At 52.2% G+C, this 1,010-nt stretch carries 1 pseudogene; it reads right to left on the reverse strand.

Annotated elements, in window-relative coordinates:
* Positions 1 to 1,010, reverse strand: a pseudogene (locus Q4600_RS21105) (hypothetical protein); the annotation flags it as partial.

Raw genomic sequence — 1,010 nt, forward strand, 5'->3', positions numbered from 1 at the left:
TCTACGCCATCAATGCTGTAATCGCCATTGGCATCAACGGTGACACCAGTGATGATTTGCACTGTGCCGGCGCTATCAGTCAGGGTTAGCGTGACTGTGCTGTTTGGCGCGACATCGGTGGTGGTACCTGAAATGTCAGCAGTCTCTGCGCCGTCATTGATGGTGAGGGCTACATCGATTGAGCCCGCGGTGGCGTCCATATTGTCGGTGTCAGCATCAGTGACGGTTTGACCGTTTTGATCCACAGCTTGAGCATCAACAGTGATGTCGCCATCAACTAAACCTGAAATGTCTACGCCATCAATGCTGTAATCGCCATTGGCATCAACGGTCACGCCAGTGATGACTTGTACTGTGCCAGCGCTATCGGTGAGCGTTAGGGTGACGGTTGAGTTTGGCGCCACATCAGTAGTGGTACCTGAAATGTCAGCTGTCTCTGCGCCATCATTGATGGTGAGGGCCACATCAATAGAACCCGCGGTGGCGTCCATGTTGTCAGTGTCAGCATCCGTGACGGTTTGACCGTTTTGATCGACAGCTGATGCATCAACAGTAATGTCACCATCAACTAAGCCTGAAATATCCACGCCATCAATGCTGTAATCGCCATTGGCATCAACAGTGACGCCAGTGATGACCTGCACTGTGCCAGCGCTATCAGTGAGGGTTAGGGTGACGGTTGAGTTTGGCGCCACATCAGTAGTGGTACCTGAAATGTCAGCGGTTTCTGCGCCATCATTGATGGTGAGGGCCACATCAATTGAACCCGCGGTGGCGTCCATGTTGTCGGTGTCAGCATCGGTAACGGTTTGACCGTTTTGGTCGACAGCTGATGCGTCAACGGTAATGTCACCATCAACTAAGCCTGAAATATCTACGCCATCAATGCTGTAATCGCCATTGGCATCTACAGTGACGCCAGTGATGACCTGCACTGTGCCAGCGCTATCGGTAAGCGTTAGGGTGACTGTGCTGTTTGGCGCCACATCTGTAGTGGTACCTGAAATGTC

The organism is Shewanella sp. 2_MG-2023, assembly GCF_030548905.1.
GTDB classification, from domain to species: Bacteria; Pseudomonadota; Gammaproteobacteria; order Enterobacterales; family Shewanellaceae; genus Shewanella; species Shewanella electrodiphila.